At 52.0% G+C, this 15,092-nt stretch carries 10 protein-coding genes and 2 pseudogenes; 7 read left to right on the top strand and 5 right to left on the bottom strand.

What is annotated here, in order from left to right; translation table 11 throughout:
* The first annotated feature begins 25 nt into the window (after positions 1-25).
* Positions 26-1,945, top strand: a complete 1,920-nt coding sequence (locus KRAC_RS31630; protein ID WP_007914354.1) for a glycoside hydrolase family 127 protein — start codon at positions 26-28, stop codon at positions 1,943-1,945.
* A gap of 527 nt (positions 1,946-2,472) precedes the next feature.
* On the opposite strand, the gene KRAC_RS62890 is transcribed toward KRAC_RS31630, so the two are convergent.
* From KRAC_RS62890 to KRAC_RS31615, 3 genes are all read right to left on the bottom strand, one after another.
* Complete coding sequence (locus KRAC_RS62890) at positions 2,473-3,084, bottom strand: TetR/AcrR family transcriptional regulator (RefSeq protein ID WP_007914352.1); 612 nt, start codon at positions 3,082-3,084, stop codon at positions 2,473-2,475.
* Positions 3,085-3,194: 110 nt separating this feature from the next.
* Positions 3,195-4,433: a cytochrome P450 family protein gene (locus tag KRAC_RS31620; protein WP_007914350.1), complete on the bottom strand. Its 1,239-nt coding sequence runs from the start codon at positions 4,431-4,433 to the stop codon at positions 3,195-3,197.
* Positions 4,434-4,588: 155 nt separating this feature from the next.
* A complete protein-coding gene (locus KRAC_RS31615; protein ID WP_007914349.1) occupies positions 4,589-5,353 on the bottom strand; it encodes a creatininase family protein in 765 nt (254 codons plus the stop codon).
* 392 nt (positions 5,354-5,745) lie between these two features.
* On the opposite strand from KRAC_RS31615, the gene KRAC_RS31610 reads away from it, so the two are divergent.
* On the top strand, positions 5,746-6,867 hold the full coding sequence (locus KRAC_RS31610; protein ID WP_007914348.1) for a DmpA family aminopeptidase: 1,122 nt from the start codon (positions 5,746-5,748) through the stop codon (positions 6,865-6,867).
* Between the two features lie 82 nt (positions 6,868-6,949).
* Here the strand turns inward: KRAC_RS31610 and KRAC_RS62885 are convergent, their stop codons facing one another.
* On the bottom strand, positions 6,950-8,050 hold the full coding sequence (locus KRAC_RS62885; RefSeq protein ID WP_007914347.1) for a MarR family winged helix-turn-helix transcriptional regulator: 1,101 nt from the start codon (positions 8,048-8,050) through the stop codon (positions 6,950-6,952).
* 241 nt (positions 8,051-8,291) lie between these two features.
* On the opposite strand from KRAC_RS62885, the gene KRAC_RS31600 reads away from it, so the two are divergent.
* The 3 genes from KRAC_RS31600 (at position 8,292) to KRAC_RS31590 (ending at position 10,867) form a co-directional block, all read left to right on the top strand.
* Positions 8,292-8,552, top strand: coding sequence for a hypothetical protein (locus tag KRAC_RS31600; protein ID WP_007914346.1), 261 nt, complete (start codon positions 8,292-8,294; stop codon positions 8,550-8,552).
* A gap of 56 nt (positions 8,553-8,608) precedes the next feature.
* Entirely contained in the window at positions 8,609-9,997 is a 1,389-nt protein-coding gene (locus KRAC_RS31595; protein ID WP_007914345.1) for a serine hydrolase, read from the top strand.
* Positions 9,998-10,309: 312 nt separating this feature from the next.
* Positions 10,310-10,867: a thioesterase II family protein gene (locus KRAC_RS31590; protein ID WP_338010140.1), complete on the top strand. Its 558-nt coding sequence runs from the start codon at positions 10,310-10,312 to the stop codon at positions 10,865-10,867.
* A 35-nt stretch (positions 10,868-10,902) separates the two neighbouring features.
* Here the strand turns inward: KRAC_RS31590 and KRAC_RS31585 are convergent, their stop codons facing one another.
* Positions 10,903-12,606 carry a serine/threonine-protein kinase gene (locus KRAC_RS31585; RefSeq protein WP_007914344.1) on the bottom strand — a complete coding sequence of 568 codons (1,704 nt, stop codon included), beginning with the start codon at positions 12,604-12,606 and terminating at the stop codon, positions 10,903-10,905.
* Between the two features lie 528 nt (positions 12,607-13,134).
* On the opposite strand from KRAC_RS31585, the pseudogene KRAC_RS79830 reads away from it, so the two are divergent.
* Positions 13,135-13,359 (top strand): annotated as a pseudogene (locus KRAC_RS79830) (hypothetical protein); the annotation flags it as partial.
* A 153-nt stretch (positions 13,360-13,512) separates the two neighbouring features.
* Positions 13,513-14,749 (top strand): annotated as a pseudogene (locus KRAC_RS31575) (RNA-guided endonuclease InsQ/TnpB family protein).
* Positions 14,750-15,092 lie beyond the last annotated feature (343 nt).

Below are 15,092 nucleotides of genomic sequence, written 5' to 3'. Positions count from 1 at the left end.
ATACGTATTGTGAAAGGAATAGGCAATGACATCATCTTCTCCAACATCAACTCAGCAAGCAGATGCAAGGCGGGGTTCCAATGCTGTCGCGCATACAACGGTAACGATTGAGGATACATTCTGGGCACCACGTTTGCAGAGAGTGCGTGAAAACACCTTGCCAATGATGTATGAGCAAATGAAGCTGAATAACTATTTTGATTCAGAGAAGCGGGGTTGGAAGAGGGGAATGCATCCCATCCCCTATGTTTTCTGGGAGACAGATATTACAAAGTGGGTTGAGGCAGCGAGTTTAAGTCTGGCGGCCCATCCAGATGCTCAACTGGATGCGTTGCTTGATACGACTATTGAGTTTATACGCTCGATCCAACAGCCAGATGGCTACCTCAACATCTGGTTTACAGAAGTCGAGCCGGAGAAGCGCTGGTCAAATATGCGGGACCTGCATGAGCTCTATTGTGCGGGACACCTGATAGAGGCTGGTGTAGCTCATTTCCAGGGAACGGGTAAGCGCTCATTACTGGATATTGTGAGTCGTTACGCTGATTACCTTGATAGGACCTTCGGGCTTGAAGAAGGCAAGAAGCGGGGATACAGCGGGCATCCAGAGATCGAGCTGGCATTAGTCAAACTCTATCGTGTTACCGGAGAGAAGCGGTATCTGAATTTGAGCCAGTACTTTGTTGATGAGCGTGGCAAACAGCCGCATTATTTTGATGAAGAAGCACATTTGCGCGGGGATGATCCGCGCGATTTCTGGGCGCAGACATATGAATACAACCAATCCCATGTGCCGATACGAGAGCAGAGAGAGGTTGTTGGACATGCTGTGCGTGCAATGTATCTCTATAGTGCTGTTGCTGACCTGGTCAAGGAGAGGTACGATGAGTCGTTATTTCAGACAGGTGAGCGTCTCTGGCATCACCTTGTGAGCAAGCGGCTCTATATCACTGGAGGTATAGGTTCGACAGCGAAGAACGAGGGTTTCACGGAAGATTACGACCTGCCGAATCTGACTGCGTATGCCGAATCTTGCGCCTCAATTGGTCTGGTCATGTGGAACCACCGCTTGCTCCAACTAGATGCGGATAGCCGCTATGCTGATCTGCTTGAACGAGCATTATATAACGGGATGTTAAGTGGTATCTCGCTTGATGGGAGCAAATATTTTTATGTTAATCCCCTGGAGAGCAAAGGTGATCATCACCGTGTAGGATGGTTCAAGTGTGCCTGTTGTCCACCAAATATAGCACGTACATTGATGTCGTTGGGTCAGTATGTCTACACGGTGAGCGATACAGACATTTTTACGCATTTATATATTCAAGGAACAGGTGAGCTTTCTGTTGGTGGGCATAACGTGAAAGTGGAGCAGGAAACGAAGTATCCCTGGGATGGTGCGATCAGCCTGAAGATGGAGCTTGATGAGCCTGCCGATTTTGGCCTGAACTTGCGTATTCCTGGTTGGTGTCAGGCTGCACAACTTTCTCTAAATGGTGAAGCTATTGCGCTTGATGACCATTTGCAAAAGGGGTATGTACGAATTGAACGCCGCTGGCAGAGTGGTGACCAGATAGTACTTAATCTGGCGATGCCGGTGATGCGAGTCTATGCACATCCAGATATACGTGAGAATAGTGATCGAGTCGCCTTGCAACGTGGTCCCCTGGTATATTGTCTGGAAGGTGCGGATAATGCGGTGCCGCTACATCATATCCGTCTACCTGAAACGGCTACACTGGAGAGCCACTTTGAGCCTGAGCTTTTAGGTGGGGTCACCGTTATTGAGGGTCCGGCGACCGTTGTAGAGAGCGAGGATTGGTCAGATACATTGTATAAAACGACCCCTCCACAATCTCATGCGCATACGCTCACTGCTATACCCTATTACGCCTGGGATCATCGCCAGGCTGGTGAGATGAGCGTCTGGATCTCCACAAAGTGACGACTCCCCACGGCTAAAGCCGGGGGCTTCTCAGCAAGCCGAAGCTTCCTGAAGGCTCCGTCCGAGCCTATACGTGTTTGCTCTCTTGTATGGCAAGGTGGCTTGTAGGCTCTTAGAAAACCCTTGCCGAGAGGTACAGAGACACATGTACGCAAGCATTTTTACGCAAGGACACGAATTTACCTTGCAACGCCCAAAACACTTTTTTGTTGTGTATGTACAAAAACACCTGTTCTAGTATAGCGGAGAGGTGTAAATATGTCAATGCTGGTATATCCTACACCACCCTATCCATCATAAAAGGACTCGCTTGTATCCCCATGCCTGAAGGCTGGAGTCTTACGCTCGCTTATGATAATTCTATTCAATCCTGTAACAGCAGAGAAGAATCTCTAGCTAGAGATTCTTCTCTGCCGTCTAAAGGTACAGTTGAAGGCTATAATTTGTTGAAGCACGTCTTCCTCCTGGGAAGATGACGACGTGCATTCTTTCTCTGCCTGGAACTGGCTTGTTGGTCTGTGAAGGTGTCATCCCTTGAGCGCGCCCTGGAGGAAGGCGAGCAAGGTGTCGATTTCGCTCACGTAACTCGTGGACGTGCTGTCTTTACTTTCCATTACCAGGAGTGATACGTAGAGGGTTCCCACATAACGACCAAGTTTGTCGTCTGAGATATCAGTACGGATCTCGCCCCGTTGCTGCCCTTGTTGAACAATCGTGACAAGTGTCTTGAAAAAGCCATGACCGTGGCTGAGCTTCATCATCGCGGGCTGTGGCTGAAAGAGTTCGGCTCGCAGACCTCGCTCCATCTCAGGGAGTGTGAGTACTTGCTCGTAGATGCTCATGAACAGAAACCGTAACACATCACGTGTGGCTGGTTGCTCCTTCAGATAGGAAAGTATCTGTGGCTGAATGTTCTTCTCGTAGAGGTCATTTGCGAAAGGAAGCAGCAGGGCTCGCTTGGTGGAGAAATAATTAAATAATGTGGCCCGGCTGACCTCTGCCTTGTCTGCGATGTTGTCCATCGTCGTCTGGTCGTAGCCAGCGGTGGAGAATAATTCGATCGCTGCCTCAATAATACGCCGCATCGTACGTTGTCGATTTCGTTCACGCAGGGGTAAACGGTCAATCTCTTGCTTCACGCATGTCCACTCCCTTTCAAGAAAATTGGCGCGTTTGCTTTCCATAGCGGAGAGGACTGATTGATTGTAGTACACCCGCACTGCAATCAATCAGTATCTGACGCTTTCGGCTAAAATGCGACGGGAAGGCTGGTCAGACCACGCAGATTTAAGGAGCCTCGCCAGGTAACCGATTCGCGTGGTACATTGAGTCTCAGGTCGGGCATACGCCGTAGCAGCGTCGTGAAGGCAATATCTCCTTCCAGACGAGCGAGAGGGGCACCCAGGCAGATATGAATGCCCTGCCCAAAGGCGATATGCCGATTCAAGTCACGTGCGATATCCAGTTCATCGGACTGTGAGAACTGTGTTTCATCACGATTCGCAGACGCCAGTGCCGTAATAATGATATCACCTTTGCCAATGTGCTGGCCGCCTAGCTCTGTGTCTTCTGTGACAAAGCGTGGCGCGGGCATGAGCACCGGTCCGTTAATGCGCAAAAGCTCTTCGACTGCTGATGGAATAAGGCTCATGTCGGCCTTCAACTTTGCCAACTGTTCTGGATTATCAAGCAGGACGAGCGTCCCGATGCCAATCAGGTTAGATGTCGTCTCATGTCCCGCGAAAATGAGCAGGCCCACCATCGAGAGCAGTTCTGGTTCACTGAGATAGTCGCCTTCGGTTTCGGCCTGGATAAGCTGGCTGATCAAATCATCCTGTGGGTTCTTGCGCTTCTCGGCGACCAGTTCCACAATGTAGTTGGAGAAGGCTTGAATGCGTTTGCGACGTTGCTCATCGCCGGGCCCTCCAGTGGTCAGAGCCTCTGACCACTGGCGAATTTGCTCCCGGTTCTTCTTTGGGACTCCGAGCATATCGGAGATGACATTGATGGGGAGCGGATAGCCATAGTCATGCACAAGGTCCATATGCCCCTGGTCCTGTACACGGTCAAGCAATTCATCGGCAATATGTTGAATGGAAGGTCGCAAGCTCTGGATATATTTGGGCGTAAAGGCTTTGGAAACCAGGCCTCGAAGACGACGATGGTCTGGCTCGTCAACCGAAATCATGGATTGTCCGAGTAGACCAGGAGCGTCAGCGAACTCACGTTCCCGTTGACGAAAGAAACCTTTCGAGTCGGCTGCCCTTCTATCAACAGTGAAGCGTTTGCTGTCCTTGAGGACCTGTACTGCTTCCTCCATCCGTGTAATCATCCAGGCTTTTTGTCCTTCACTGTATGGAAGAGGAACCGGGACAACAGCTCCCATTGAGCGTGCCATGGCAAGCAGTGGAAACGGATTCTCAGAAGATTGGTTGCTGAAGAAGTTGAAAGCGGCTCCTCCGCTGGTCATATCAGGTTGCTTATTCACATCGCTTCTCCTCTCATGAGTTCGCTATATTGAATATAAGCATACATCGGGGGCAAACTTATACTCAGTATAAGTTTTTGGAGGAGCAGGTGTCAATGATATAAGCCATAAATATCGCTAAAACATTGCACTCTCACGTGACTATTCCAACCATTTTACCTGTCGCTTCCGCGAGATGCAGCTTCTTGCAGCATGTGAGCGGCTTCTTCGACAACGGCTTCCCACAATCTCTTTCCCAGCTCAGCACTCGCGTACGTCGGATCGCCGATCACACCGGTAGAGGAATAGCGAGCAAAATCCAGGTTGGGATCATTCCAGTCAACCTCTGTGGAATGGGGATTGGTGATCCACTCTTGTCGAACCGTTTCCGGTCGGAGATAGAGCGAAATAGATGTGGTAAAGCTATCCGCGTGCCCGACAGGAATCACGGGGTCAGCTAATCGGCACCAGATCTCATGAAAGGGATGAGGTGGTAAGAATGCTTGCGCCTTGCCCTGGTACCTCTGATTGAAGCGCTCAACGACCCCGTTTAGAGCATGACCGCCACAGCCTCGCCAGATGACCATTCTCTTAAACCCCTGTGTCACCAACGAGGTCAAGGTCGCTTCGACCAATGCATCATGCAAGCTGACGGGAACATCAATAAATCCGCTGCCAAAGTTGCGATGTTCCGGCGTTGGCCCAAAGGGCATCGCCGGTAACACGACAGCCTGGACTGCAGAATCTTGCGCCGCTTTTTCAGCAGCTGCAACCATGAGCGCTTCAGCAAACCAGGTATCAAAGTCGACCGGAAGGTGAGGGCCTTGCTGCTCGGTACAACCAGTCGGAATGATCGCTAACCAGCCCTGTTGAGCACGTTTGCCAATCTCTTGGTAGGTCAAATCACCGAAGCGCTTGCTCTTTTCTTCTATTGAGGACATATTTTCTTTCTCCCAGATTTTCCATTGCTTCTGAAGAGAGAATATCCCTTCAGTTTATTTCCGTCAAGCACAGAAAGCTGGCAAAGATTTTTCTCCGTCGAATGGTCAAAAAGCAAGGGTAGGGAGCAGCATTGCCCCTCGACCTTCTCGTCGAGATTGAAGTAGACGTTACAATCAAAAGGAGCGGCATGAGCCACAACGTTGAGGGGATAACACGTCCGGTGAAACCTCCCAGCACCAGACGAACGTGCACCCCGGCGGCTGCTGGCGATTCGTCCAGCCCAATGCCAGCAGCAACGGGAACGTGTTCGCGAGCCTGGCCCTCAACGGGGGCCAGGGAGAAACAGAAGAAAGGCAGAGAGATGATGGGTGAACGAGATCCCAACACGCGCATGCGAGCGCGCGAGGCGGGAATTATCCTGGGGACACTGCCTCCGGGAACAACCAATAGCATCGCCGATGTAGCAGGCGTACGTGTTGGCCATACGACGCTCATACGCGGGAATGGCGCACTGGTCCGCGGAGTGGGGCCGGTACGCACCGGTGTCACTGCAATCCTGCCGCACGACGACGATCTTTTCCGCTTGAAAGTGCCGGCTGCAGCTTCGGTGTTCAATGGTTTCGGCAAAACCATCGGCCTGGTGCAGCTTGCAGAGCTTGGGCAACTCGAAACGCCTATTCTGTTGACAAACACGCTCAACGTGGGTCGGGTCGCTGATGCGCTCGTGGCCTTTATGGTTGAGCGCAACCCGGCGATCGGCGTCACGACGGGCACGGTCAATCCCGTCGTGTGTGAATGCAACGATGGCTTTCTTAACGATATCGGGGGCCGGCATGTCGGGGAGCAAGAGGTACGCGCGGCGCTCACTGTTGCTCCTGGCACGCCGGTCCTGGAGGGCACCGTTGGAGCAGGAACGGGGATGACAACTTATTGCTTTGCTGGCGGGATTGGAACAGCTTCGCGGTGTCTCTCGCCCGCTCAGGGCGGATACACGCTCGGTGCGCTCGTACAGTCGAATTTTGGGCGCTGCGGCGATTTGATTATCGGTGGGGTTCCGGTCGGTCGCGAACTGGAGGAGCAGCGCCAGAAGCGTGTGGCGCTGCACGTGGGACAGGAGCCGAGACGGGAGCAGGGGTCAATTATTGTGATATTAGCAACCGATGCGCCCCTTGATGCGCGCCAGCTTGGTCGCCTTGCCCGGCGGGTGCCGCTTGGTCTCGCACGCACCGGGACCTCTGGCGGACATGGCAGTGGCGATCTGGCTATCGCCTTTTCGACGGCTGATCGCATTCCACATGATGCAGGTCCTCTCGTCCGCAGCGCGCAGGTGCTCAACGAACAGAACCCCGCCATAGATGGGCTCTTTGCAGCGGTGGTCGAGGCAACTGAAGAAGCTGTGATCAATGCGTTGTGTACCGCGCACTCCATGGATGGGCGAGATAACCATTGGGCACAAGCTCTTTCACTCGTCGAGACCCTGGCCATTTTGAAGCGGTATGGGCGTATCCAGTGAGGATTATTGGTCGTTGGGAATAGGATGCGGCAGGCTTTCACCACGCGCTGTGCCTCCCGCAATTCCTCATCCAGATCCGCCGTCAACTGGAGGTGATGGTGATTATGTTGGCGTAGCTGGTGATTTCGATGTCGTAGTATGGAGCAGTCGCATCAAAACCAGGACTTTGTAATTGCGAGATGTTGCCCGCAACGCTGAAGGTTTGATTGTCGAAGGCCAACTCGGCGGCCCTGCCCTTGAAGTTGATGCGGGTGGCGACGCCTGCGGGGCGGCGCACTATAATCTCTGACGCTCCTCCGGCGAGCCGTATAGGAACCATGCTAGAGGGCGTGGGGAGATCCAGACGGATCGTGTTAAATCCCCCTTTGACTTCCAGCCCGGCGAGATTGAGCCCGCCCAGTTCGGCGACAGCCTCTGCTACTCCGCCCTGGATCGCGATCCGCCACGGGATGTCGACGCTGAGCGCGACCACAGCTTGGCCCTGCTTCTCGCCCAGGTCCAGCAGGCGCCGTGGATAGCGGATGGTAACCACCCCATCTTTCGCTTTCACACCCGGTATCGGTCCCTCGAAGTGGGCCTGATAAAGTCTCCCCATTTCCTCGTCCGCGCGCACAGTCAGCTGGGAGATTCCGCAGGAGACGACAAGCCGTCCACTCTCCTGGCCTTCCAGCGGCGCGGAGAAGCTCTCCCCTTCGCCCGCTGGCGCCTCCTGTTGCAACTGAGCAAGTTCTTTCCTGGATCGCGTGTTGCTATATTTGAGAAACTCCAGGAGGAAAGCGATCTGCTCATCGTCATAGCGCGACGCCACCTCATCCCACGTCTTCTCAACGGAATCCAGGATCGAGCGAACCTTGCTCATTTCATCCTTGCCCCTTTCGAGGCGGACGATGACCTTACGGCCATCGTTGGGATCGCGCTCCCGGCGCACAAGCCCGGCTTTCTCCAAGCGGTCGAGTATTCTGGTGATCGCTCCGGTCGTCAGTCCCGTGAGATCGGCGAGCTGCCCAGCAGCAGCCGGGCCGATGAGATCAAGGATATCGAGCACCTGCATATCCGTAACAGCTATCCCGATTCGAGTTGCCGCCACCCGAAAGAAGGAGGCGTTGATTCCAGTGAATTGCCGGATCTCCCGCGAAAACTCCTCACGGGTGTTCGCGCGTTCATCCTGAGAAAAGCTTGACAAGGCTCGTCCCTCCATCCTACAATATATTTACCTTACATTATCAGGTAAATTCATCATATTTACCTGATAATGTAAGAATAGATCCTAAACATTCGCTGATATGAGCAGCGAATATAGTATAGCATGGCGAGGGTCAGGTGTCACGATGAGGAGAAGCTGGGCGAGCGTGCCTGCTCCTTCAGCGACATGTCGTGTCCGGCGACATCAGACTATTCCACTTTTTATTAGAGGAGGACAAAGGATGCATGTAATGGCTGTTTCCACGATCTCTGACAACGACAAGTTCTGGAGTTCCCTGAAGAAGGCGTACGGCCAACTGCCCAAGGGGGCCAGGTGGACCCTGGCAGTGGGGAGCACCGACGGGACTAAGGCGGTGAACGTCATTGTTCATGACTCGATCGATAGCGTCAAGAGCTTCTTCGAGGAGTACGCCGCCGCCTTTGGCACGACGGAGTACTTCGAGGCCGACGCCGCTAACGCAGTCGGCCTCCCGAAGAAGTAGCCGCCGACACTAGCACAAGTCAGAGGAAGCAGAACTGAGATAAGGAGAGGCCCTCAATGACAAAAGAGATAGATCCAACGCAGATTCAAGCTCGGGTTTCCGAGCTCCTTTCGGAATACTGGATCCCGAGCGCTGCGATCGGTATTCTTCATGACGGAGAGATCACCAACTTCGCCGTTGGTGTCAAAAACCTGTCAACGGAGGAACCCGTGACGACCAACACCATCTACCAGTGCGGCTCCATGACCAAGACATGGACTGCCCTCGCCTTCATGCAACTCGTCGACGAAGGGAAAGTCGACCTGGACGAGCCGGTGCGGACCTACCTTCCCGGTTTCAAGGTCGCCGACCCCGAGGTCAGCGCCAAAGTCACGCCCCGTCATCTCCTGAACCACACGAACGGTATCGAGGAGGACTACGGTAATCCCGGCGAAGACGACGATGTCTATGAGCGTATGGTCAACAACATCGCCAGTGCACCGCAAGTTCAGCCTTTGGGCTACACTCATGGTTACAGCGCAGCCCTGGGCTACGCGATCCTCGCACTCATCATGGAAGTGATTGACGGCAAGCGATGGGACGACATTATGAAGGATCGTCTCTTCGACCCCCTGGGATTGACCGACACGAGCAGCTGGCGTGAGCAAGTGGACCCGGACCGGGCTGCGACGGGGCATTTGATCCGATCCCTTGAAGAGGGACCCATTGTTTCGCCACTGGCTTACCTACCACGCGCTTTTGGCCCTGGAGGCAACGTCAATTCGACAGCTCGGGAAGTGCTCACGCTGGCGCACGTCTTCCTCAACGGGGGCAAAGCGCCAAACGGGACGCGAATTGTCTCGGCCAGGATCATGCGCGGGATGATGGAGTCGCGGGTTCCCATACCCGATCCATACATGTTTGGGCCGGAGTGGGCCCTCGGTCTCATCGTGTGCAATTGGCATGGCGAGATAGTCTACGCGACCGACGGCAGCACTATCGGTCAGAACGCTCGCCTGCGGATTCTGCCAGATTCGAACATCGCTATCTCGATGTTGACCAACGGAGGACCACGAGAGAGCTTCTACAAGAAAGTATTCAATGAAATCCTGGGGGACCTTGGAGCAGTCACGATCCCAGACTTGCCGAAACCCGATCCGACGCTTTCGCTCGACTTGTCCAGGTATGAAGGTGCTTACGAGCGGCCCGGTGCCCGTTACGAAGTAGAAGCCGAAGGCAAGAAGCTCTACCTGACATTCATCCTCAATTCTCTGCAGGCACAAATTCTCGGTAAACCAGAACGCATCAAATACGAGCTGCTTCCGATAAGCGAGACGCACTTCTTAATGCCTTCGGACGATCCGCTCGAGGACACACAGACTGTCGCGATCTGCGACTTCAAGAACGGAGTCGCGCAGTACCTTCACACCAATTGTCGTCTAAATCCAAGAGTCCTGAGATACTAAGAGCTTCGCTAAGAGCTTCAAACAGTGGACCTGACCCTCGATCTGGCCTTGACTCCGTACCAATGTGAGGCCAGATTTCCCCGCATCCAGCTCCTCAATGATCGGGTCTTTGACAGAGATACTATTAACACATATCGAACGTTTTTGAAGCAATGAGATCTTGAAGGGAAGGAATGTCCCGTGAAAGCAAGTCTGGAAAGTAAATTGTTGTTGACCTGTTTTGGTAGTTCCTCTTGAGCATGGAAGTATTGTCTATGCACCTCTAATATGAGCTACTATACTTGAGCAACAAGTGTCATAAAAAGTTCGTAAATTGAATTACCTCTTGTTGAAGCGATAGCCGCTCAGTGTCGCGTCCCATTTGCCTTTTTTGGGCATAGCATGGGCGCCTTTCTGGGCTTTGAGGTTGCGAATTATTTACGTCTGCACTATCAATGTGAACCAGTTCATTTATTTGTATCGGCGCAACGTGCTCTCCATCTCCCACCGAAGATTTCCTATCCCTCCTCCACACTGTCGGATGCCGATCTCATTGATGTGTTGCGGCAAGTGGGTGGAATACCAGCGTCTCTCTTCTCAAATGCATTGCTTATGCGTTTTGTGCTTCCTTCTATACGCGCTGATCTTGCTGTCTGCTCTGATTACCAATATAAGGAATGTTTGCCATTGAACTGCCTTATTTCAGTATTTGGTGGGGGAGATGATCCTCAGGCAAACTTCTCAGACCTGGAGGCGTGGAAGAGATATACCCTGGGTCCGTTTAGTATGCAGATGTGGAAGGGAGGACATTTCTTTTTGCAGCAAGAGCAGGAAAGGCTCGTCGTGACCATACGGAAGGCTATCTTGCATAGCCTTCCACGCACAACGTGATGATACCAGTAATGCCTAAAGCAGGACAAAATCCACTAATAGCGCCTGAGATTTTGAAGTATGAACGCTTTGTTTGCATGTGCTTTTGTATTGTGAGGATTGAGCTGTAGTGCCTGCTCGCAGGCATGAAGGGCTTCCTGGTATCTACCCATCTTCATGAGAGCCACACTTGCATTGTTGTGTGCCCATGCATCCTGAGCATCATGTTGAAGTGCCTGATTACAAGCAACCAGGGCTTCCTGATATCGTCCCAATTCAATGAGAGCCCAACCTTTGGTAACATAGGGCAAGCCTGAAGAGGGATCAAGCCGGATGGCTTGCTCACAAGCTTCAAGAGCTTGCTGGTATCTGCCCAAATTTGCGAGAGCCACACCTGCATTGTTGTGTAGCAAGGCGTTATGAGCATCATACACAAGCCCTTGATTACAGGTATCAAGGGCTTGTTGGTATCTGCCCAATTCAATGAGAACTCGACTTTTATTGATATAGGTTTTGGGGAAGGAAGGGTCAAACTGAAGTGCCCGTTCGCAGGCTTCAAGGGCTTGCTGGTGTCTGCCTAACTGCATGAGGGCTTCGCTTGCATTATAGTGAGCCAGGGAAATACGAGAATTGCGCTGAAGCGCTTGATCGCAGGCTTCAAGGGCCTCCTGATATCTTTTCAATCCACAGAGAGCACTGGCTCGGTTCACATAAAGCAAAGCAGAGGAGGGGTCAAATCGCAACGCCTGCTCACACATAGCCAATGCTTCCTGATATTGCTTCACTTCAATGAGAGCCTTGCTTTTGTTAAGATAATAATCCGTGGTTTGCTGAAGTGGCTGTGATACCATTGGTGGTATGGGATCGCTGCTTTTCACAGAAGTGTAAGCTCTTCCAGGAAGTGTGTTTGAAATTTCTTGATTCGCAAGCTGCGTTCCTAGCTGTTTCACATTTTTTATCGCTTTTTCGCACATATATGCGAATTCCTGGATCTGTCCGTAGCGGTCTTTGGGGTCTTTCGCTAGCGCTTTCAAGATAACCTGTTCCAGTTCGACTGGCAGGTCAGATACTTTGTTGCGCAGGGGAGGCGCTGGTATTGCCAGGTGTTGCGCGATCATTTCCATGGAAGAGCCCTGGAAGGGGAGTTCTCCCGTTAGCCACTGATAGATTGTTACAGCTAAGGCATACTGATCGCTCTCTATGCGTGGCTTCCCTTTGATCTGCTCTGGTGGCATGTAGGCCAGGGTGCCCATTAATGTTTGCGCACTCATGGAGGAGGTGGAGTGGGCAATCGTGGCAATGCCAAAATCACTGAGCAGAATATCTCCCCAACTCCCAATGAGCATATTCTCTGGCTTGATGTCGCGATGGATGATCTTACGATCATGGGCAAATTGCAGTGCGCTGGCGATCTGAGTTATATAATCAACAGCCAGCGATGGAGCCAATCGGGTACCTCTGGGATGCTTGTGTCTCAGTGTACCGTTGGGGGCGTAATCCAGCACGAGAAATGGGATACCTGCTTGTACCTCAAAATCCAATACCCGGATGATATGTGGATGCGAGAGAGTAGCAATGGTCTGTGCCTCCTGCTGGAAGGCGCGAGTCTCATCTTCCGAAAGGCTGGTATGTAAGATCTTTACAGCCGCTTTCATTCCTAACCGCACATGCTCTCCCAAATACACTTCGGCAAAGCCTCCTTTTCCAAGCAACTGCGTTAATCGATAATTGCCTAATTGCTGTCCAATGTAGTCCGCCATCCGTCAATGTCCTACTTTCTCTTTTATTGCGGTCGGAGTGAAAACCACGAAGCTAAAGACTTCATGAATAAAACAGTGCCTTTACTCTTAGCTCCCAATATACTGTCGTATCGTTTCATGACTTGCGTTACCAAGAATACGCATGGCCCTGTAGGAGAAATCGCTGTCAGGTATCTGCCAAAAATATGCCGATTTGAAGATTTTGAGGGAGCGGTTAAGGAGCAATAAGGGTTAGTATTCAAATATTGCAAGACAAACTATCCCTTTCTGGTTTGCTTCTTTCGCTGTCTATTTTACCAGGTACGGGATAGCCCCCTTGCGGGAATACAGAGGTTAAGAAGGCGCACTTTTGCTTAGTGTGTTTTTGTATGATTAATAGCTTATGAGCGAGTTCTAAATAGTCGGAAGAAGACAATGGCTATTCCTCTGGGGCGAAGGGAAGGTGAGAGAAACGCGGGAAGCAAAGGGGCGTTACCATACGGTAACGCCCCCCCGACAAGGCTCCCAAGGTAGTGGAAGTACCTATTTATGCTGCGTTGCCTGCTCCATTTGTACGCGCAAGCTAAGAGGACGCATATCTACCCAGACATCTTGAATATAGCGTCAAATGGGCTGACAGGTATCATTGCTGAGCGGGCTCTTGAAGAATGTGGCATTGTGGTAAATAAGAATCGCATTCCGGGCGATACGCGATCTGCACTGATAACAAGCGGTTTGCGGTTGGGAACGAACAGTGTTGCGATGCGAGGAATGGAGTGATAAACGTTTCCAAGGAATCATGCCAGATATTGACAACTGGAGACGTCTCTGGTAGAGTTTTGTTAGAAAGAATGTTCTTGCATAAAACGCCAAGAGAGAGGTTCACCGACACGAAGGACGTGTTGTTGGAAAGGGAGAAGGCACCAGATGCAGTTGGTCGAACGACATCTCATTCGTCATCAGGATGCACGCTTTGCCATCATTGATCGGGCAGCTTTTGCCTCCAAAAACCTCTATAATCAGGCCAATTACCACGTCCGGCAAGCCTTCATTCACGAGGGAACCTACCTGCCCTACGCTGCCATCTTCCATCGCTTGAAACAGCATGAGGCCTATTGTGCCCTGCCTCGCAAAGTCAGTAATGCCATCCTCATTCAGCTCCACCACAACTGGGTCAGCTTTTTTGCGCGTGATGGAGACCTATCGCGAAGATCCCTCCGCCTTCACGGGACGCCCCAAGGTCCCTGGCTATCAAGACAAGACCAAGGGCCGTTTCCTGCTCATCTACGAGAAAAAAGCCCTGGGCAAGAGGGTATTCAAGCGCACGGGCAAGCTGGTCCCATCAGGGCTTCCCATTGAGATAGCAACTCAGATCACCTGGGAAGCCATCCGGCAGGTTCGCATCGTTCCACGCGCTGATGGCTACATGCTGGAGGTCGTCTATGAGCAGGAGATTCAACCGGCTGCGGTCAACCCACAGCTTCGGGCAGCCGTGGATGTGGGCGTCAACGTGCTCGCAGCCATCACCAGCGACAAATCTGGTTTTGTGCCTCGTCTGGTGAGTGGCAAACCCCTCAAAAGCCTCAATCAGTCCTACAACAAAGAGCGCGCCAAGCAGCAGCAACGCCTCGCGCATGAGAACCGATACACTTCACGCCAGCTGGATCGTGTGACGACGAAGCGCAATCGCCGTGTGGATGCGTATGTGCACACGGCCAGCCGTCGGATTATTGATCTGCTGGTGGGCGAAGGCATCGGAACGCTGGTGATTGGCAAGAATCCCTTGTGGAAACAAGAGGTGAGTATGGGACGCAGGAACAACCAGCAGTTTGTGCAGCTTCCCCATGCTCGTTTCATTGAGCAGTTGACCTACAAAGCGCACCTGGTTGGGATCAGGGTCATCCTTCAAGAAGAAAGCTACACCAGCAAGGCCAGTTTTCTGGACGGTGACCCCATCCCAACCTATGAAGCCAACACGGCTGAGAAGCCAGTGTTTTCAGGCAAGCGTGTGGCTCGCAGTTAGTATCGCGCCAGGGATGGACGCCTCATTCATGCCGATATCAACGGATCCTACAACATCTTACGCAAAAGTAGCTCCGACCCTTTGCAAGTGGGGCGAGGAGTAGCGGGAGCCGCAGTTCTCCCCAGACGGCTGGCCGTCTGAACGGATGACTTCTAGGCATAGTGGTCATCATTTTAAGATACTGTAAAAGAAATGAGGATGTGTGCCGAACTAGTTGATCGTGTCCTTTTATCGATCTCTGTGCATAAAGAAAGGCAATATATATTATCTGAAGATGTAAAATTGGAAGTCAGAGAAAAGGTGGAAGAGCTATGTTCGTCATTTGCTATACCAGGATATGAAGAATGAATATCAGCCTCTAGTATTTTGACGGCTCGCTTCCAGTGAGTGTTTTTGTCATGATGTTCTCCTCATACATCTTCATTGGTGGGCAATCACCACGTTGTCTCCTGACCGCGCAAAGCGCGAGTGAACTTCCTCACGC

This window comes from Ktedonobacter racemifer DSM 44963, from assembly GCF_000178855.1.
Classification (GTDB): domain Bacteria; phylum Chloroflexota; class Ktedonobacteria; order Ktedonobacterales; family Ktedonobacteraceae; genus Ktedonobacter; species Ktedonobacter racemifer.
The sequence above is the reverse complement of the archived record's forward strand: the minus strand, read 5'-3'. Positions and strand labels throughout refer to the sequence as shown.

Excerpts from the sequence above, each read along its gene's own strand:
- KRAC_RS31630 (WP_007914354.1), top strand. The coding sequence starts at position 26 with ATGACATCATCTTCTCCAACATCAACTCAGCAAGCAGATGCAAGGCGG.
- KRAC_RS31615 (WP_007914349.1), bottom strand. The coding sequence starts at position 5,353 with ATGTCCTCAATAGAAGAAAAGAGCAAGCGCTTCGGTGATTTGACCTAC.
- KRAC_RS31610 (WP_007914348.1), top strand. The coding sequence starts at position 5,746 with ATGCGAGCGCGCGAGGCGGGAATTATCCTGGGGACACTGCCTCCGGGA.
- KRAC_RS31600 (WP_007914346.1), top strand. The coding sequence starts at position 8,292 with ATGCATGTAATGGCTGTTTCCACGATCTCTGACAACGACAAGTTCTGG.
- KRAC_RS31595 (WP_007914345.1), top strand. The coding sequence starts at position 8,609 with ATGACAAAAGAGATAGATCCAACGCAGATTCAAGCTCGGGTTTCCGAG.
- KRAC_RS31585 (WP_007914344.1), bottom strand. The coding sequence starts at position 12,606 with ATGGCGGACTACATTGGACAGCAATTAGGCAATTATCGATTAACGCAG.